19 protein-coding genes are annotated in these 17,848 nt (G+C 70.4%); 5 read left to right on the top strand and 14 right to left on the bottom strand.

Annotated features, from left to right (window positions below; translation table 11 throughout):
* Positions 1-4 precede the first annotated feature (4 nt).
* A complete protein-coding gene (locus tag U8525_RS05575; protein ID WP_374262019.1) occupies positions 5-1,114 on the top strand; it encodes a hypothetical protein in 1,110 nt (369 codons plus the stop codon).
* A gap of 9 nt (positions 1,115-1,123) precedes the next feature.
* Here U8525_RS05575 and U8525_RS05570 read toward each other — a convergent pair whose 3' ends face one another.
* The 9 genes from U8525_RS05570 to U8525_RS05530 form a co-directional block, all read right to left on the bottom strand.
* Positions 1,124-2,875: an AMP-binding protein gene (locus U8525_RS05570; protein ID WP_374262016.1), complete on the bottom strand. Its 1,752-nt coding sequence runs from the start codon at positions 2,873-2,875 to the stop codon at positions 1,124-1,126.
* A gap of 28 nt (positions 2,876-2,903) precedes the next feature.
* A complete protein-coding gene (locus tag U8525_RS05565) occupies positions 2,904-3,821 on the bottom strand; it encodes an alpha/beta fold hydrolase (RefSeq protein WP_374262012.1) in 918 nt (305 codons plus the stop codon).
* On the bottom strand, positions 3,818-4,264 hold the full coding sequence (locus U8525_RS05560; RefSeq protein WP_374262009.1) for an acyl-CoA thioesterase: 447 nt from the start codon (positions 4,262-4,264) through the stop codon (positions 3,818-3,820). Before U8525_RS05560 ends, U8525_RS05565 begins: the two co-directional genes overlap by 4 nt.
* A gap of 38 nt (positions 4,265-4,302) precedes the next feature.
* Entirely contained in the window at positions 4,303-4,668 is a 366-nt protein-coding gene (locus U8525_RS05555) for a holo-ACP synthase (protein ID WP_374262306.1), read from the bottom strand.
* Entirely contained in the window at positions 4,668-5,627 is a 960-nt protein-coding gene (locus U8525_RS05550; protein WP_374262007.1) for a ferritin-like domain-containing protein, read from the bottom strand. The genes U8525_RS05555 and U8525_RS05550 overlap by 1 nt, the downstream gene beginning before the upstream one ends.
* Entirely contained in the window at positions 5,624-5,920 is a 297-nt protein-coding gene (locus U8525_RS05545; RefSeq protein ID WP_374262004.1) for a hypothetical protein, read from the bottom strand. The genes U8525_RS05550 and U8525_RS05545 overlap by 4 nt, the downstream gene beginning before the upstream one ends.
* Before the next feature lie 147 nt (positions 5,921-6,067).
* The gene (locus U8525_RS05540; RefSeq protein ID WP_374262001.1) at positions 6,068-7,246 is read right to left on the bottom strand and encodes a CaiB/BaiF CoA transferase family protein; all 1,179 of its coding nucleotides are present in this window, start codon (positions 7,244-7,246) and stop codon (positions 6,068-6,070) included.
* 90 nt (positions 7,247-7,336) lie between these two features.
* Positions 7,337-7,666 (bottom strand): SCP2 sterol-binding domain-containing protein, encoded by a 330-nt coding sequence (locus tag U8525_RS05535; protein WP_374261998.1) that lies wholly within the window; start codon positions 7,664-7,666, stop codon positions 7,337-7,339.
* Positions 7,667-7,766: 100 nt separating this feature from the next.
* Entirely contained in the window at positions 7,767-8,141 is a 375-nt protein-coding gene (locus U8525_RS05530; RefSeq protein ID WP_374261995.1) for a response regulator, read from the bottom strand.
* Between the two features lie 198 nt (positions 8,142-8,339).
* On the opposite strand from U8525_RS05530, the gene U8525_RS05525 reads away from it, so the two are divergent.
* Complete coding sequence (locus U8525_RS05525) at positions 8,340-9,389, top strand: sensor histidine kinase (RefSeq protein ID WP_374261992.1); 1,050 nt, start codon at positions 8,340-8,342, stop codon at positions 9,387-9,389.
* Between the two features lie 78 nt (positions 9,390-9,467).
* Complete coding sequence (locus U8525_RS05520; protein WP_374261989.1) at positions 9,468-9,701, top strand: twin-arginine translocase TatA/TatE family subunit; 234 nt, start codon at positions 9,468-9,470, stop codon at positions 9,699-9,701.
* A 171-nt stretch (positions 9,702-9,872) separates the two neighbouring features.
* On the opposite strand, the gene U8525_RS05515 is transcribed toward U8525_RS05520, so the two are convergent.
* The 5 genes from U8525_RS05515 to folE form a co-directional block, all read right to left on the bottom strand.
* Positions 9,873-11,741, bottom strand: coding sequence for a long-chain fatty acid--CoA ligase (locus U8525_RS05515; protein WP_374261986.1), 1,869 nt, complete (start codon positions 11,739-11,741; stop codon positions 9,873-9,875).
* Entirely contained in the window at positions 11,738-12,478 is a 741-nt protein-coding gene (locus tag U8525_RS05510) for a tetratricopeptide repeat protein (protein WP_374261983.1), read from the bottom strand. The genes U8525_RS05515 and U8525_RS05510 overlap by 4 nt, the downstream gene beginning before the upstream one ends.
* A gap of 134 nt (positions 12,479-12,612) precedes the next feature.
* Entirely contained in the window at positions 12,613-13,356 is a 744-nt protein-coding gene (locus U8525_RS05505) for an RNA polymerase sigma factor RpoD/SigA (RefSeq protein ID WP_374261981.1), read from the bottom strand.
* A gap of 230 nt (positions 13,357-13,586) precedes the next feature.
* Positions 13,587-15,014: an FAD-binding oxidoreductase gene (locus tag U8525_RS05500; RefSeq protein WP_374261979.1), complete on the bottom strand. Its 1,428-nt coding sequence runs from the start codon at positions 15,012-15,014 to the stop codon at positions 13,587-13,589.
* Entirely contained in the window at positions 15,011-15,589 is a 579-nt protein-coding gene (gene folE, locus U8525_RS05495; RefSeq protein WP_374262303.1) for a GTP cyclohydrolase I, read from the bottom strand. The genes U8525_RS05500 and folE overlap by 4 nt, the downstream gene beginning before the upstream one ends.
* Positions 15,590-15,929: 340 nt before the next feature.
* Between folE and U8525_RS05490 the strand changes: the two genes are divergently transcribed.
* Both U8525_RS05490 and U8525_RS05485 read left to right on the top strand, forming a co-directional pair.
* A complete protein-coding gene (locus U8525_RS05490) occupies positions 15,930-16,349 on the top strand; it encodes a hypothetical protein (protein WP_374261977.1) in 420 nt (139 codons plus the stop codon).
* A gap of 102 nt (positions 16,350-16,451) precedes the next feature.
* Positions 16,452-17,828 (top strand): zinc-regulated TonB-dependent outer membrane receptor, encoded by a 1,377-nt coding sequence (locus U8525_RS05485; protein ID WP_374261975.1) that lies wholly within the window; start codon positions 16,452-16,454, stop codon positions 17,826-17,828.
* Positions 17,829-17,848 lie beyond the last annotated feature (20 nt).

Raw genomic sequence — 17,848 nt, 5'->3', positions numbered from 1 at the left:
GCCCATGCTCCCTTCCTTCGTGGCCCTGCTCGGGCTTGGCCTGAGCGCCGCTCCCCCACCCTCTCCCGCTGCCCCTTCCGCGTCCGCGCTGCTCCACGCGCAGTGCCGCACGCACGGGGCGGACCCCGCCCGTCCCTGGGCGCTCGCGCACAGCATGGACCTGGACGGGAAGGCCTTCCGCGCGAGGGATGGCCGCCCGGCAGCGGACGCCATCGTCGCGGGGTTCCTGCGCCGCGAGTCCCCCGACGCGGGCGGCACGGCCCGCTACTTCTTCGACGCCTTCACCCCGGACGGCACGCCCGTGGAGCCCCACCCGGCGCTCCAGGTGAAGACGTTCCTGCTCGCGGGCTACCCGCGCTCGCACGCCTTCCCCGCCGCGTGGGGAAAGGTGACGCTCCGGGAGCTGGTGGCGTCGCTCCAGCACGACTTCCGCCCCGGGCTCGCCACGTCACCGGATGGCGCGTGGGCGCTGGACGCGCTGTCGCACGTGCTGGAGCCCGGGGGCTCGTTCGTCAACGGCGCGGGGGAGACGGTGCGCATCGACGCGGTGATGGACGCGGCGCTCGCCACGCTGGAGTCCGCGAACGCGGAGCTGATGCAGGGCATGAGGGCGGGCCTGCCGCAGGTGCCCAAGAACAAGCAGGGCATCTACGCGCACCCGTGTGGCGGGCTCCACTTCTTCCAGGCCGTCGCGGGCTGGGCGCGCTTCCCCGCCGTGCGCAAGGCGTGGGGCGCGCGGCTGGACGCGCAGGTGGACGTGCTGGTGTACCGGCTGGGTTCGGAGTCGCGCCAGTACGAGGCCGCGCTCACCGCCGCGCCCGCGTTCCGCGTCCCGGTGCTGGTGCAGATGGTGAAGTTCTACGGCCACCTCCTGGAGGCGCTGGGGCGCTACCGTGACGAGGCGGGCTGGAAGCCCACGCCCGCGCAGGCCCGCGCGGTGGCGGAGGCGCAGGCCGCGCTGGAGCGCGCCACGCTCCGGCTGGAGGCCACGGGCGCGCTCCGCGACACGGAGGCGCTGTCCCGGAAGCAGCCCCAGCTCGCCCTGGACCTGGTGGGCGATGCGTGCCATGCGGCGCGCGGCTGGGACCTGTGGGCTTCCGCGAAGACCCGTTGACCCCGAGGCTCAGGGCCCGTCCCGGCGCTGGCCTCCCGGCCTGAGCTTCAGGAGTCCCGCGGAGAGCGCCGCCTTCCCGGAGGCCACCCACCGGCGGCCCCGCTGCCGCGCGACCATCACCGAGCCCAGCACGAGCCGCTGCGCGCGCATCTGCAGCAGGTCCGCGCGCAGCTCCATGGGCGTCACGGTGCGGATGCGACCCTGCTCGTAGGCCTCGGTGATGGCACGGCGCTGGAGCTTGCCGCTGCTCGTCTTCTGGAGCTGGCCGTAGCGGATGAAGAGGACGTCTTCTTGCGCGAGCGTCACCCCCACCGACTCCAGCACCGACCGGCACACCTGCTTGCGGCTGTCCTCCAGGCGCTCCAGCGCGGACGGGTGGTTCACCTCCGCCAGCACCACGAGGCGGCCCTTCACCTGGATGACGGCGGTGCGGCCCGGGCGGATGAAGCCCAGCCGCTCCACGGCCTGCTCGAAGTCCGCGGAGAAGAAGCTCTGGCCGTTCACCTTGATGCGGTCGTTGATCCGCCCGGTGATGAAGAGCTCGCCCTCCTTCTGGAAGCCCAGGTCGCCCGTGGCGTAGAAGCCGTCTTCACCGCGCAGGGGCCGGTCGTCCAGGAAGTACGACGGCGCCAGGCTGCCGCCGCGCAGCTCGATTTCTCCCAGCTCGCCTTCGCCACAAAGCTGGCCGTCCTCCGCGCGCAGCCGCACCTCGAACTCCGTCAACGGGCGCCCCACGGAGATGGCCGGCTGTCCGTTGGGCGCGGTGATGACGCGCACCGTCTGGCGCGGCGGCACGCTCGCGACCATCAGCACCGTCTCCGCCATGCCGTAGCAGGGCATGAACACGTCGCGCCGGAGGCCGCACGGCGCGAGGAGGTCCAGGAACTGCTCCAGGTTGGGGATGTTGATGGGCTCGCTGCCCAGGTAGATGCTCCGCACGCGCGACAGGTCCAGCCGCTTCAGGTCGTCCGCGTCCGCCGACTTGAGCGACTTCAGCGCGTAGTCGATGGCGAAGTTCGGGATGACGGAGCCCATCACCTTCTCGGTGGAGATGAGCTCCAGCCAGCCCAGGGGGTCCATCAGGAACGACGCGGGCTGGGACAGCAGCAGGTCATTGCCCACCGTGACGCAGGTGAGCAGCCCGCCGATGAGCCCCATGTCGTGGTAGAGCGGCAGCCAGCTCGTCACCCGGTCCTCGGCCGTGCGGCCGTCGTGCCGGATGATCATCCGCAGGTTGGCGGCCAGGTTCTCCTGCGTGATGGGCACGCCCTTGGGGAACGACGTGGACCCCGACGAGAACTGCACGAACGCCAGCTCCCCGGGCGCCACCTCACGCAGCTTCACCCCGGAGCGCTTCGCGCCCGCGGGCGGCAACGGCAGCCGCTCCAGGGGCAGCTCCAGCCCCGCCAGGCCAGGCGCGTCCAGGATGAGTGCGGCGCTGTAGCGCTCGCGGATCCGCGCGAGGAAGTCCCGGTAGGGCCCCTTCGGCGTGCTCAGGATGTACGGCTTCACGGACAGGGGCACCGCGCCCAGCTCCATCAGCCCCAGGAAGGCGAAGATGACGGCCGAGGAGGTCTCGAAGGGCAGCACCACACGCGTTCCCGGTGCCACGCCGCGCGCGCGGAAGTGCTCCGCCGCCCCGGCCACCCGGGAGGCGAACTCCCGGTAGGGCACGAACTCCGGCGGACCGACGAAGTCGTCGTAGAGAAACAGGCCGCGCCGCGGATCCGCCGACTCCAGCCGCTGGATGATGTCGAGCATGCGAAAAACCTCCCCTCCTCCGGGTCGTTCAGTGCGCGGGCGCCACCTGGCGCATCCACGCGAGCACGCGGGGCAGCACCTCCGCGCGGGCGCGCTCTCCGCGCACCACGTCGAAGTGGCCCGCGTCCCAGCTCAGCCCCTGCGCGCGCCCCAGGACGAACAGGTCCTTGTGGGCGCTGCCCAGGTGGGCCACCAGCTTCTGCGCGCGCTGCGGTGACGCATGGAACAGGTCCGCGGAGCCCACGCCCGCGAACACCGGCAGCGTCACGTCACGCAGCGCGCTCCAGTAGTCCGTCGCGCCGTCCGCGCTCCGGAACGAGCCCGTGGGCGCCCAGTCCGTGAACTGCCGCATCACGCCCGCGGGCTCGTCCCAGGGCCCCTGCTTCAGCGCCTTCGCCGGGAAGCGGCCCAACATCCCCGCCACAGCGGACGAGAAGCGCAGCTGGAAGCGCTTCTTGAACCCACCGTCGCTGTAGTCGTTCACCGCCGAGGACAACGTGCACACGCCGGACAGCGACGCCTGGAGCGACGGGTCCACCCCCAGCGCCGCCAGCGCCGCGTAGCCCGCCATGCTGTGGGCCAGGAGGAACAGCGGCCCGGCGTGACGCGCGCGCACGGCCCGCACCAGGTCCGGGATGTCGTGGCGCACGTACGTGTCGAAGCTCCAGTCGTACGCGCGCTTCGCGGGCCAGCGGCTCTTCCCGTGCCCGCGCAGGGAGGCGACGTACGCCACGCAGCCCGCGTCCACGAACGTGCGCGCGGCCCCCTCGCCCTGCGCGCCCAGGAAGAAGCGGCCGTCGGAGAACAGCCCCGGCACGAAGAGCACCCCGGGCGCCGAGTCCGGCGTCCCGGACAGGCGCGCCTCCACGACGTGCAGGGCGTGCTCCTGGGACGTGGGCACCCACAGCTCCTGGGACGTGAACTCCGGCTTCGCGTTCGTGCTCACGGCAGCGGCTCCTCGACGGGGGCCACCGGCGCGCGCGCGGCGTCCAGGAACTGCTGCAGCGACGCGAGCGACCGGGACCGCGCGTCCAGGAAGGCCACGCTCACCAGCGCCTCCACCGCGACCGGCCCGCCCGGGAAGAGGAGCACGCGCTGACGAAACCGCGCGCGGTAGTTGATGCCGTCCGGCTCCAGCTCGTCCGCCGCGGGCGACTCCAGCTCCGTGTGCACCACCACGTCGCCCGGGGGGATCTCCCGGCGGTAGTCCACCTCCACGCGCGACACCACGGCCACCACCGCCCCCCCGCGCGTCAGCCCCTGCCGCTCCAGCCAGGCCCAACGGCCGGCCTCCAGGTACTCCAGCGAGGTGGCGTTGTTCACGTGCCCCAGGCTGTCCAGGTCATTGGGGCGCACGCGCAGCGTGAGCGACGACTCTTCGAAGTGCACGGGGGATGTCCTTCGGCTGCCGGGAGAGGCCAGCGACTTCAGGGGGACGGAGCGCGCGTCACGAGGACCACCGTCGAGACGAACCCTCCGCTATGCGACAGCGATACCGAGACCTGCAGGCCCTCGCGAGCCAGGTGCTCCGCGAGCAGGCCATGAAACCGGAAGCGCGGCGCGTGCCGGGCGTCGTGAACGAGCTCGGCGTCCGTCCAGAACCAGCCGGCGAGCTCGGGCAGCGCCTTGAAGAGAGCCTCCTTCGCGCTGAAGCCCGCCGCCAGGCTCTGCGCTGGGTTGGCCGCGCGCTCGAAGTGGGCGAGCTCCGCGGCGGTGAAGAAGACGTCCGGCTCCCGCAGGGACCGCGCGGCCTCCAGCTCCGAGATGGCCTGGAGGTCGTGGCCCAGGCCCATCAGCACCCGACGAGGTCCATCCAGGTGTCCTCCAGCTCCTCGCGCGAGTTCACCGTGATGCCAGTGATGCGCTTGAGCGCGTGGAAGATGAGCTGCTCCTTCTTGCGCAGCGCGTCCGGGGCGTAGAGGCCCTCGCGGTGCTCCAGCTGATCCCACCAGTTGACGTGGGTGTCGCGCGTCTCCACCCGCTCGCGCTTGCTGCCGTGCACCTCGCCGCCTTCGCGAAGGAACAGGTGCGCCACCGCGAACGCCTCCTTGGCCTTGTACGCGCCGCTGTCCACCAGCGCCTTGGCGAAGGAGATGAAGTAGTTCATGTGCTGCACCTCGTCCGCCGCCACCTGCTTGAACAGCGCGCGCAGGCCCGGGTCCTGGACCATCTGCGAGCACTGGCCGTAGTCCACGGCCGCCACCACCTCGGAGATGGACAGCAGCGTGAGCGTGCGCAGCATGTCGTCGTCGGGGAACACCTTGCGGAACTCGATGAAGGTCGCGTCGGTGATGGGCTCCAGCCCCAGCACCGTGGACAGGCGGTTGAACGCCGTCTCGTGGTGCGCCTCCTCCTCGTTCCAGTAGCGGCTCCACGTGCCGCACGCCTGCATGATGGCCGCGACCGTGGGGTTCTTCTCCTGCCACCGGCGGCACTCCTGGTCCGCCAGCCGCTCCAGCCGGTCCGCGCCCGGCTTCGTCGTCAGCTCCGCCCGCCCCGCGTTCCACACCAGGTGCCGGTCGGCTTCCCCCACGTGCGCGAAGTCCACGTGGGAGAGCAGCTCCACCACGCTCCAGCGCCGGGACTCGTGCAGCCGCTGCTGCTCCCAGGTGACGTCCACCAACGACTGGCCCCGCTGCGTGAGGGCCTCGTACAGCTCCGCCTGGATGGCCGGGCGGCCCTCGCGGGGGAGGTCCTGCGAGGGGACGACGGTGCCTGCTTCGTGCTCGAGGCTTCGCGCCAGGACGCTCATGCCGACTTCCGCTCCGGGTTGGTGACTTCGCCCATGAACACCGCCAGGACCTTGGACACCGGCGTGTCCAGGGACAGCGCCGGGAGCCGAACCCTGAGCCCAAAGTCCTTGCGCAGCCCGTTGGAGGTGCGGGCAAAGGCTTCCATCAAGTCGACGCTGTTGGTCATGCGCTCGGAGCGCGTGATCAACGCCGCGAGCGTGAGGTCCTCGGAGAATAACTCCGACTCCGTGAGACCCACGTTTTCCGAGAACTTCCGCCGGATATATGACTCGAGTTCCTGTGCGTCGGGCACGGGGGACCTTCCTTCCCAGGGCTTGAAAGTCGATTTCCCAGTCAGAAAACAGGAAAGACTAACTGTGACGCCGGAGCTGTCAACCAGCAACGGGTCACTTTGGCTCCGCTCACGAACCCGTCCTCACGGGTTCGTTTCACGCGTCATTCATGCAATCAGGCGCGAGATTTCCTCAGCGGTGAAACCCGCGTCTTCGAGGATGACGCGCGAGTCTTGTCCCAGCGTGGGCGGTGGACGCAGTGCGACGTCACCCATGCGCAGCGGCGTGAGCAGGTGCGTCACGCGGATGCCGCGTTGCGCATCCTCCGCCTCGACGAAGAGGCCGCGCGCGCGCAGCTGCGGATCCGCGAGCACCTCGTCGCCCTCGGACACCGGCTCCACGCAGAACTCCGCGCCGGAGAGCTGCTCGCGCCAGTGCGCCAGCGGCTGGCCCGCGAAGATGCGGGCGAGCTCCGCCTTCACGCGAGCGCTGGCCGCGCCGCCCGCATACGCGTCGTCGAGCAGCTCCGGGCGGCCCAGCTTCGCGCAGAGCGCGCCGAAGAACTTGGGCTCCAGCGCGCCCACGGCGAGCCAGCGGTCGTCCGCGGTGCGGTACAGCCCGTAGCTGGGATAGCCGCCGTTGAGCGCCTCCATCCCGCGCTGGAGCGGCGAGCCGTGGGGCCCCATGAACAGGCGCGAGGCCAGGTGCAGGTGGAGGAACGCCAGCGCGCCGTCCGTCATGGACACGTCCACCACGCGGCCCACGCCGGTGCGCTCGCGCTCGTGCAGCGCGGCCAGGATGCCCACCAGCGCGAAGAGGCTGCCCCCGCCGATGTCCGCCACCTGCACGCCCGGGAACGCGGGCGCGCCGCCAGCGTCTCCGCCGTAGCCCAGGAGCCCCGCGCGGGCCACGTAGTTGAGGTCGTGCCCCGCCTTGAGCCGGTCCGGCCCCGTCTGGCCATAGCCGGAGATGGCGCAGTAGATGAGCCGCGGGTTCTTCTGGCGCAGCACCGCCTCGCCCAGGCCCAGCTTGTCCATGACGCCGGGGCGGAAGCTCTCCACCAGCACGTCGTAGCGGGTCACCAGGCGCAGGAGCGCGTCACGCCCTTCCGGCGACTTGAGGTTCAGCGTGAGCGAGCGCTTGTTGCGGTGCAGCCCGTAGTAGAGCGCGCCCTCCCCGTCGCGGTGCGGCGGCATGTGGCGGGTGGCGTCCCCCACGTCCGGGTCCTCCACGGTGTCCACGGTGGCGCCCAGGTCCGCCAGCACCAGGGTCGCGTACGGGCCGGGCAGCAGGCGCGACAGGTCCAGCACCCGCAGGCCGGCGAGGGGGGAAGACGGCTCGGACATGAGAGGGGGCTCCAGGGGGAGGTGGAGACACGCAGACGGCGCGTCCCCTCGAGGGTGACGCGCCGTCGGTACGACACGATACGGAGAGGCTCAGCTCAGCAGCTTCGCCAGCTTCATGGCGAGGCCCATGTCCATCGGCTTGAACTTGAGCTTGCCCGACATGGCGGCCATCTGCGGGTTCAGCTTGCCCTCGCGGATCTTCACGAAGTCGTCGTTGCTGACGGAGACCGTCATCTTCGACGCGCCGTTGTGTCCCTCGGACACCCAGCCTTCGGGCTTGGTGGTGTCCAGCGTCCACTTGCCGCCACCCTCGCCGGAGACGTCGAAGTGGATGATGGCGTTGATCTCCTTCGCCAGCTCCGGCTTCTCCTGCAGCTTGCCCGGAATCTGCGTCTCGATGATGTCCTTCGCGGTCGCCATGACTCGCTCCTTATTTGAGCAGCGTTGATTGGTGAATCAAGCCCGCGTGGACCGTAGTGGCGCCCCACCGTCGGGTCAAGCGCGGCTCCGCGCGGCGTCCTCAGACGCGCGACGTGTCCACCGCGGGGCTGAGGGACTGTCGCACCATCGACAGCAGGTCGTTGAGCTCGAAGGGCTTGGCCAGGTGGCCCACCGCGCCGATGTCCTTCGCCTTGCTGCCGACGTTGCGGTCCGCGCTGAGGACGATGAGCGGGATGCCCGCCACGTCCGGCTTCTGGCGCATGCGCTGGGCGAACTCCCAGCCGTCCATCACCGGCATCATCAGGTCCAGCAGGATGAGGTCGGGAGGCTCCGGCTCCAGGCGCTCCAGGGCCTCCTTGCCGTTGCGCGCCCGGCGGATCTCGAAGCCCTCGGCCTCGAGGATCTCCGAGAGCGCCTCGAGGATGTCGGGATCATCGTCCACGACGAGCACCACGGGTGCGCCAGCATGCTGTGCGTTGAGCGAGGTCAGAGGTGTCTCCTCGATGCCGCTACCTGGGCTGATTCTTCACCATCACTGGCCCCCCGGGTGCAAGAAATCAAGGGGCGTCCGGCCAGCGTGGGAGCCCGTTGCAAAACCGACAGTCACTGCACACCCTTCCGGTGATTCGAGGGACGACCAGGGGAGGTGCGAGTGACGCGCTCGGGGGAGACGCGAGGAGGCAACGAAGCCGCGCCGGGGCTCGCGCTGATGCCCCGCCAGGGGACGCCGCGCCTGCTCGGCCCCCTGCTCCTGGACTACCTGGGGTTGGAGGCCCTGCCTCCCGCCCCGGGCGTGACGGGCATCGACGGGCTGATGGCCGCCGCGGGCTTCCAGCGCAAGAACGGCGAGCGCAACCTCTGGGAGCGCGAGGACCGCACCCTGCTGGTGGGCGAGGAGCCCCTGGAGGACGGCGGGCGGCTGGTGTGGGCGCTGCCCGTGCCCTGGAGCACCCACCCGGATGGCCCGCTGGATCCGGCGGCGGGCGAGCGCGTGGCAGACCGCGTGCGCTACCTGTCGCTCGCGTCGCACGACCTGCGCGGCTCACTGGCCAACATCCGCTCGTACGCGGCGCTGCTGCTCAACGGCCGCATCCCGCTGGAGCCCAAGGTGCAGCGCTACGTGGAGACCATCCTGCGCAACGCGGACCGGGCCATCTCCTTCGCCCAGGACTTCTTCGACTCCAGCCGCGCGAACCTGGGCGCGCTGGCCTGTGAGCGCGAGCGACAGCCGCTCCTGCCCATCCTGGACGCCGCGGTGGAGCGCATGCGCACCGCCGCCGCCGCCGCCAACGTGGACCTGGTGCTGGACACGCCCGCGGAGCTGCCCGACGTGCGCGTGGACGCGGGCCGCATCCAGCACGCGGTGGAGGCCTTCCTGCACCACCTGCTGGGGCGCGCGCAGCCGGGCGAGTCCCTGCACGTGCGCGCCGAGCGCCTGGGGCACCAGGTGCGGGTGGAGGTGCGCCGCGAGGGCGCGGCCGTTCCAGAAGAGGACATCCACGCCGTCTTCCAGTGCGAGGCGCGCGCCTTCCGCGAGCGCAAGCTGGAGGATCCGCTGCGCGTCTTCCTGGCGCGGCAGGAGGTGGAGGCCCACGGGGGCCAGGTGGGCGCCCGGGCGGACGCGGGCGGCACCACCCTCTACCTGACGTTGCCCTTATCGCTGCCAGAGGAACTCGGGCATCCAGCGGGCTGGCAGGCGTGAGCCCTGTCCGCTGGAGTTGCTAGCGCGCCCCACCTCCCACCGGTATGCTCCCCCGCGCATTTCGTGAGGAGTGAAGCCATGGGATTGAAGCTTCCTGAGATTCTCCTGATTTTCGCGGCGCTGCTGCTGCTGTTCGGCGGCTCGCGGCTGCCGCAGCTCGGCTCGTCCCTGGGCAGCGCGCTCCGCAACTTCAAGCGCGGCTTCTCCGGCGACGAGAAGGACGACGCCGGCGAGAAGAGGCCCGGCACGCTGTCCGCGTCCACCCCCGTGGACAAGGACGTCGCCGCCAAGTCGCCCAGCCACAACGCCTGACTTCCTCCGGGCGGGCCCGGGAAGGCCCCGCCCCGGCGGACAGCAGACAGCTCGAGACGTTTCCCGTGACGCCCGTACCGTGACCGCTCCGAAGCGGCCATGGACGGGCGTCGGGCGTTGGGCCGTGCCCCCCGAGACCTCCAGGTCCCGGGGAGCCCCGGCGGCGGGAGGTCAGTCTCCGCTCTTCCCGCCCTCGTACATGGCGTCGATGAGCTTGATGTACTTCTGGCTGACGACCTTGCGCTTCACCTTGAGGGTGGGCGTGAGCTCGCCGGACTCCTGCGTGAAGTCCGCCTTCATCACCTCGAACTTCTTGATGGTGGAGTACGGGGGAATCTCGGAGTTCACCTTCTTGACGATCTCGTCGACGGCCGCCCGGATCTCCGGCCGCTGGGCGTTCTGCTCGTAGCTGCCCACCGGGAGGCCCTTCTCCTCCAGGAGCTTGCGCGCCGGCTCCTCGGACACGGTGATCAGCGCCACCAGGAACGGGCGCTTGTCGCCGTACACCATGGGCTGGCTGATGAGCGGGTACGTCTTGAGCGTGTTCTCGATGTTCTGCGGCGCCACGTTCTTGCCGCCCGCGGTGACGATGATGTCCTTCTTGCGGTCGGTGATGCGCAGGTAGTTGTCCGAGTCCACCTCGCCGATGTCACCGGTGTGGAACCAGCCGTCCGCGTCCAGCACCTCCGCGGTGGCGGCGGGGTTCTTGTAGTAGCCCTTCATCACGCAGGGGCCGCGCACCAGGATCTCCCCGTCCGCGGCGATCTTGATCTCCGTGCCGGGCACCGGCGGTCCCACGGTGCCGATCTTGATCTTCTCCACCCGGTTGGCGTTGCACGGGGCGCTCGTCTCCGTGAGGCCGTAGCCCTCCAGCACCTTCAGGTCGAGCAGGTCGAAGAAGTAGGCGATCTTCCGGGACAGCGGCGCGCCGCCGGAGATGAAGATGCGCATGTTGCCGCCGAGCTTCTCGTCCAGCGTCTTGCGCACCTTGGAGAACACGAGCTTCTTGGCCAGGCTGAACTGGAGCGAGCCGTACTCGCGGCCCTGACCCTTGGCCTCGGCGTACTCGTCGAAGAGGCCGAAGGCCCACTTGAACAGCTTGCCCTTCATGCCGGGCGCCGCCGAGCCGTTGGCCACGACGTTGTTGTAGACCTTCTCGAACACGCGCGGCACGGACGGCAGCACCGTGGGGCGCGTCTCCGCCAGGTTCGCCAGCAGCTTGTCCACCGACTCCGCGATGATGAGGCGGAAGCCCATGGACAGCCACGCGGCCTTCACCACCTGCGCGAACACGTGCGCCAGGGGCAGGAAGAGCATGACCGAGTCTTCCGGCTTCATCATGCCCATGGACTGGGTGGCCTTCGCTTCGTAGGCCCAGTTGCCGTGGGTGAGGATGACGCCCTTGGGGTCGCCCGTGGTGCCGGAGGTGTAGATGAGCAGGTTGGTGTCATCCAGCTTCACCTGCGCCACGCGCTCGGCGAACGCGGACTCGGCGGCATACGGCTGCCCCTTCCCGGACGCCACCAGGTCCGCGAGCGTCATCTCCTTGTCGCCCGAGACGGGGCCCTCGAAGACGGCGATCTTCTGGAGCGAGGGGATGTCCCCCAGCTTGGAGCGCACGCGCGTGAGGCGGCCCGCCTGCTTGGTGTCCTTCTCGTCGTTGTCGACGAGCAGCAGCTTCGTCTCCGAGTGGTTCAGGATGTAGCGACACTCATCCGGTGTGTTGGAGCCATAGATGGGCACCGTGATGGCCTGGGCCGCGCTGATGGCCAGGTCCGCGATGATCCACTGGAGGCTGGTGTTGGCGAAGATGCCCACCCGGTCGCCGGGCTGGATGCCCTGGGCGATGAGGCCCGCGGACAGCGCCTTCACGTCCTCCAGCACCTGCGCATAGGTGACGTCCTGCCAGCGCCCGTCCTTCTTGTGGGTGACGCCCACCTTGGAGGCGTTCTGGGCCCGCTGAACGAGCAACTGGACGAGGTTCTGCTCCTGCGTCCCGCCCGCCGCGGAAGCCGTCGTGACCTGACTCTCTGCCCTCACTTGAGCTCCTCCTGGATGTCGGCATCCACCTTCTTGGCCCACTGCTGCACGCGCTGCCCCTCCGCGGGGTTGTAAGCGGTGCTTCCCTGCTTGACCTTCTCGATGGCGGCGCTCGCCTCCTTCGCCTTGCCGTCCTTCAGCAGCGTCTCGGCCAGGTAGTAGTGCGCGCGCAGCGACTGCGGAAACTTGGCGATGGCCTTCTGGTAAAACTCCGCGGACTTGCCCAGGTCGCGCTTCGGCCAGGGCAGCTCATAGAAATATCGCCCCTTCACCAGCCAGGGACCGCCGAGCTCGTACGTAGGGTCGAGCTTCAGCGCGGTGTCCAGGCGCTCGTTGAACTTGCCCTCCAGGCCGTCGCCCAGGGCCTTCATGATGCCCACGGCCTGCGAGTAGGAGCCGATGCCGCAGGCGGCGAAGTAGTAGCCCTCCACGCGCGCGGGCTGGAGCTTCGCGGCCTTGTCGCCGGCCTCCCACGTCTGCTTGCCCAGCACCATCTTGAGCTTCTTCTCCGTGGCGCCGTCCGCCTGCCACTGGAGCATGCGCGCCTTGCGCCACGCCAGGTCGAAGTCGTCCGGCGCGGCCTTCAGCGCCTCTGACAGGCCCGAGTCCAGCGCCTTGAGGGACTCCGGCTCGTTGCGCCTGGCGTACAACGCGTCGAGTTGGTCGAGCAGCGCGGGATCCGCAGCGTGTGCCGGGAGGGCCCAAAGCACCCAAAGGGCAAGCAATTTCAAGCGCATCGAAATGCCTTAGCACGCACGCTCGCCCACCATCAACCGAACGCGGAAGACGCAGCGCGGCAAAAAAGAAGACGGGGCAGGCAAGGTGCGAACACCCCGCCAGACCCCGTCACCGGCGCAACACTCCCTGTGCTTCAGGCCGCGTCGACCGCCGTGGCCGGGTGCTCCTCGTTCTCGTTGAAGGCGACGAGGTAGCGCTCCAGGAAGTTCTTCGTCTTCAGCTCCACCTGGCGCACGCGCTCGCGCGACACGCCCCAGCGCTGGCCCAGCTCCTCCAGCGTCAGCGGCTTGTCCTGCGTGAGGCGCTCCTGGAGGATGTCCCAGCCCAGGTCGCCAATGCGCTTGCGCACCTTGGCCAGGGCCTCCTGGATCTCCGTGTCCTGCTCGCGCGACAGGAACGACTCCTGGGGCGAGGGGCCGCCGTCCTCCAGCCGGTCGAGGAAGGTCGTCTCGCCCTCCTCGTCGATGGTGGCGTCCAGCGAGAAGTCCACCATGCTGCCGCGCTCGGCCTCGCCGCCGCGCACCTGGCTGCGGTTGTCCTTCAGGTAGCGGGTGATGTAGGCCCGGATCCACCAGACGGCATAGGTGGCGAAGCGCACGTTCTTCTTGGGGTCGAAGTGCTCGATGGCCTTCATGAGGCCCACGTTGCCTTCCTGGATGAGGTCGTCCAGGCGGGCCCCCCGGTTGGCGAACTTCTTCGCCACGGCGACCACGAAAGCGAGGTTGGAGCTGGCGAGCGTCTGTCGGGCGCTCTCGTCACCCTTGCGGGCCTGCCGGGCCAGCTCGTACTCCTGTTCACGCGTGAGCTGCTGGTGCCCGCCCAGGTGACGCAGGTAATGCGAAAGGCCCTCTGCCGCGTACTTCGTCGAGTTGGCCATGATTTCCCGTCCTTCCGTTCGTAACTGCCGGACGCGATGTGTCCCCCGACGAACCGCGCCCACCTGTCACTAGGACGCGCAACGACGGAAAGGGTTTCTCATTCCTTCCAAGAAGGGCATTTCGCCCGCTTACCCTTGTCAAAAGCCCGTCACGCGCTCGCCCTTCCGGGCCTCTCCGGGCACGCGACGCGACGGGTGGGACACCACCTACGTTTCCGGCCACGAAGGATTCAACGCTTGGGCGCGGGGAAGATTTTCTCGGGATTGAGCAGGCCTGATGGATCAAAAAAGGCCTTCAGCCGGCGCTGGAGCGCGAGCAGCGCCGGGGACTGCTCCAGCGCCAGATATTCCCGCTTCGCGTGGCCCACGCCGTGCTCCCCGGTGATGGTGCCTCCCAGCTCCACGGTGAGCACGAGCATGCGGCGCAGCGCCTCCTCCACGAGCGAGCGCTGGCTGGGTCCGTCGTAGAGGATGTTGGCGTGCAGGTTGCCGTCGCCCGCGTGGCCATACGTGGCCACGGTGAGCCCCAGCTCCTCGCCCATGCGCTTGAGCCGCTCGATGATCTCGGGGATCTTCGAGCGGGGCACCACGATGTCCTCGGAGATCTTCGCGGGCTTGAGCGCGCGCAGGGCGGGCGAGATCACGCGCCGCGCGGCCCACAGCTTCTCGCGCTGGCCGTCGTCCTGGGCCACCAGGGTCTGCGTGGCGCCGTGCTGGGTACAGAGGTCCCCCAACAGTTGGAGCTCCGCGAAGACGCCCTCGGGGGTGTTGCCATCGACCTCGGCGATGAGGGCGGCGCCCGCGCCGGGAGGGAACTGGAAGCTGCCCCGGTGCACGATGGCCTGGACGGCGACCTCGTCGATGAGCTCCAGGCAGCGCGGCAGGACGCCGGCGGCGAGCACCGCGGACACGCCCCTCGCCGCGTCCAGCACCGAGGGGAAGACCACCAGCGCGGTCATCACCTGGCGGGGCAGCGGGATCAGCTGCACCGTGATTTCGGTGGCCACGCCGAGCGTGCCCTCGGAGCCGACGAACAGCCCCACCAGGTCATAGCCGGCCACGCCCTTGATGGTGCGCCGGCCCACGCGCAGCACCTCGCCGTCCGGCATCACCCACTCCAGCCCGATGACGTAGTCGCGCGTGACGCCGTACTTCAGGGCGCGCGGGCCGCCGGCGTTCTCCGCCACGTTGCCGCCCAGCGTGCAGAACTCCCAGGAGTTCGGGTCCGGGGGATAGAAGAGGCCTTGCGCCTCCACCGCCTTCATCAGGTCGCCCGTCACCACGCCGGGCTCCACCACCGCGGTGAGGTCCTCCCGGGAGATGGAGCGGATCCGGTTCATGCGCTCCAGGCTCACCGCCATGCCGCCCTTCAGGGGCAGCGAGCCACCGCTCTTGCCGCTGCGCGCGCCACAGGGGGTGAAGGGCACGCCGTGCGCCTGGCACGCCTTGAAGATGGCGGACACCTGCGCGGTGGTCTCCGGGAGGAGGACGGCGTCGGGCCGGTAGGCGCCGCTGTCGGACTCGTCGCGCGCGTAGGCGTCGAGCGTGTCCGCGTCGCGCTTCACCTGGCCCTGGGCCAGCACGCCCGCCAGCGCCGCCAGCACCTCCTCCACGCGCTCGGGCGCCACCCGCTCGAAGGTCTGGGCGGCGGGGTTCATCGGCGGGACCTCGTCGTCGCCGGGCGTGCCGCCAGGCGGGCCCACAGCTCGCGACGCAGGGGGCCGTCGCGGCGCAGGCGGCCTTCATAGGCCTCCGCGTGGGTGACGGCGTCGCGCTGGTGGTCGGCCCGCAGGCGCAGGCAGGCCTGCTCCGCCTCCAGGATGCAGGCGGTGGCGGGGCTGCCCAGCACACGAGCGAGCGAGCGAGCCACCTGCCGCGCCAGGTCCTCCTGGAGGATGAGCCGGTGCGCGAAGCAGTCCACCAGCGCGCCAATGCGCCCGAAGCCCACCACGCGCGAGCCCGGCACGTAGGCCACGTGCGCGCGCCCGGTGAAGGGCAGCAGGTGGTGCGGGCACATGGCGTGGAAGCGCAGGTCCGTCACCACCACCAGCTCTCCGGAGGAGTCCTCGGGCGCGGGGTAGGTCTTCCCGAGCACCTCCTCGGGCGTGCGGCCGTAGCCGTCGAGGAAGCCGTGGGACCACACGTCCGCCACGCGCGTGGGCGTGTCCACCAGGTTCACGTCCTGGAGGTCGAGCCCCGCGGCGGCGAGGAAGTCGCGGACCGCCCGGGCCATGGCGGCGGGGTCCGGGCGCACGGCGCGAGGGGCCGGGACCTTGGCGGCGGGGGCGCGGCGGCGGGGGCGGGAGGCAGGCACGGGCGGCGGAGCTCCTGGCGCGAAGGGCGTGACGGGGTGCGCACCCAACCTAACCGATGCGGTGCGAAGGGACGTCCGGAATGAAAGCACCGTTCCGTTGTCATCGTGTTCCGACGGAAGGCTCGCGGCGGACGTCCGCGCGCCGACGTTGAATCGCCGCATCGCTTCATCGTCCGTGTCCGGGAGCCCCAGGAGACGGAGGCCCCCCACCTGCCTTGACACTCCCGGGGGCCGACAGTAAGCCAGCCGGGACCCTCTGATGCTCTCGCGCGCTCACAGCCTTGCCCGCCTCACCGCGATGCTGCTCATCGCGCTCTGGGGTGCCCAGCCGCTGGGGCTGGCGCTGCACCTGGAGCAGCACGCGCACCGGTTCTGCCCGCAGCACCAGACGTTCGAGGAGGACGCGCGCCGCGCGAACCCGGCGCTGTCCCGCTTCACCGAGCGCGCCCCCGTCGTCGCGTCCGCCACGGCGGGCGGGACGGACGCGCCGGGCCTCAACCACGAGACGTGCCCGCTGCTCACGGCCGCCCCGCAGGTGGAGGCGCTCGTCGCCGGGGCGTTCGTCCCGGCTCCGGCGTGCGTGGAGAGCAACCACCCCGCCACCGCGCCGCCGCGCTCCTTCGCGCCGCTCGCCGTCCTCGACACCGCGCCCAAGGCCTCGCCTCCGACGCACGCGTAGTTCCGCGTGTCGTGTCCGTGAAGCAGGTCATCAGGTCGACGGTCGTCGCGTGGCGCGCAGGTGTGTGCTCCACGAACGGCCGGTTTCGAGGAGCTCCCCACCGTGTCATCCCTTCCGCGCAGGAATCCCCGCGCCCTCGCCGTCGTGCTCGCCGCGCAGCTGTCCGCGAGCGCCGCGTGGGCCCAGCAGTCCTCCCCTCCCTCCACCGCGTCCCCCCCTCCCGCTGCGTCCCCCGCCCCTGCCACGCCTCAAGCTCAAGAGGAGGCGCCCGCGCTGAGCCCGGAGGAGATGGAGGAGATCGAGAAGGCGCTGGGCTCGGACACGAGCACGCGCGCGCGTCCGTCCGGCGACACGTCCCCCGCGTCGCCCACCGCGACGAACGACTCCGGCGTGACGCCGCTCAAGCTGCCCAACGCCATCGCCGCCGGCGGCACCGACTTCCTCCATCTGAGCTTCATCCTGGACATGGCCCTGGCGGCCTTCTCCAGCAAGGAGCCCCTGCAGGGCGGCGGGCACGACCCGACGAAGAACGGCTTCAACCTCCAGCAGTTGGAGCTGTCCATCGGCTCCGTGGTGGATCCGTACTTCCGCTTCGACAGCAACATCGTCTTCAGCCAGTTCGGCGTCGAAATCGAGGAGGCCTACGTCACCACGCTGGACCTGCCGGCGAACCTCCAGGTGCGCGCGGGCCAGTTCCTCACCCGCTTCGGGCGCCTCAACGCCACGCACCCGCACGCGTGGGACTTCGTGGATCAGCCCTTCGTGATGAGCCGCTACTTCGGCGCGGAGGGCAACCGCGGCCTGGGCGTGGAGGGCTCATGGCTCACGCCGCTGCCCTGGTACGTGGAGGTGATTGGCAGCGCCACCGACGCGACGGGCGAGGCCACCGCGCGCAGCTTCTTCGGCGCCTCCGCCGAACGCGTGCTGTCCCCGCTGGACTTCCAGCTCACCGGCGCGGTGAAGCAGTTCTTCCCGCTGTCGGATGACGTGTCGCTCATGTGGGGCCTGTCCGCCGCCACGGGCCCCAACGCCACGGGCTACCGCAACCACTCCAGCATCTACGGCACGGACGTGTACCTGAAGTTCCGGCCCATCACGTCACAGAGCGCGCAGCAGCTGGTGCTCCAGGCGGAGGTGCTCTACCGCCGCAGGCAGGTGCCGGAGGACGTGCTGTCCGACTGGGGCGGCTACGCGCAGACGGTGTGGCGCTTCTCCAACCGCTGGGCCACGGGCGTGCGCTACGAGTTCGGCACGGCCGCGAAGACCCAGGAGGGCCGCATCGCGACGGATCCGCTGGACCCCGAGTGGATCGCGAACCGCCAGCGCATCACCGCGTCGGTGACGTTCTGGCCCACGGAGTTCTCCCGCCTGCGCCTGCAGGCCGCCACGGACCGCGTGGGCTGGCGCGAGTCGCCGGACTACTCGGCCTTCCTCGCCCTCGAAGTCGTGACCGGCGCCCACGGTGCCCATGCGTTCTGACCCCTGCTTCCGGAGCCCTT

Origin of the sequence: Corallococcus sp. RDP092CA (assembly GCF_041903675.1) — a bacterium.
In the GTDB taxonomy this organism is placed as follows: Bacteria; Myxococcota; Myxococcia; order Myxococcales; family Myxococcaceae; genus Corallococcus.
The sequence above is the reverse complement of the archived record's forward strand: the minus strand, read 5'-3'. Positions and strand labels throughout refer to the sequence as shown.